Annotated in this window: 1 protein-coding gene; it reads right to left on the bottom strand. The window is 30.1% G+C overall.

Annotation, left to right across the window (positions count from 1 at the left end; all coding sequences use genetic code 11):
- Nucleotides 1–85 precede the first annotated feature (85 nt).
- The coding region (locus tag AC1DND_RS29450; protein WP_477586581.1) for an Hsp20/alpha crystallin family protein at nucleotides 86–452 on the bottom strand (367 nt) is incomplete at its 5' end.

Raw genomic sequence — 452 nt, 5'->3', positions numbered from 1 at the left:
ACCATAAACTCAGCTGATGCAAGATTCATAACCTTTGAAAAAAAACTAAACTATTATGAAAAATCCTCTCTCGAGAATATCTTTATTACGATACTACAATTTCTTTATGTTGTAATTTAGCATCGTCTTTTTTATTAATATTGATCGATAAAATACCGTCTTTGTATTCAGCAGTAATATTATCACCATCGGCACTATCAGGTAAATTAAATGATCTAGCAAATGAGCTATAATCAAATTCTTTACGTGTAAAATCTTTAGCTACCTGAGTTTCGTCTTTTTTAACTTCTGCCCAAACAGAAAGGGTATCTTTTTTTAAATTGATCTGAAAATCTTCTTTCTTTAAACCTGGAGCAGCCAACTCAATTACATACGCAGTTTCATTTTCGTAAATATTCACATTTGGCGATTTATCAACCATTTTGTTTTTAGTTACTGCATCACTAAACAAT

The organism is Pedobacter sp. 01N416 (assembly GCF_056399685.1).
The sequence above is the reverse complement of the archived record's forward strand: the minus strand, read 5'-3'. Positions and strand labels throughout refer to the sequence as shown.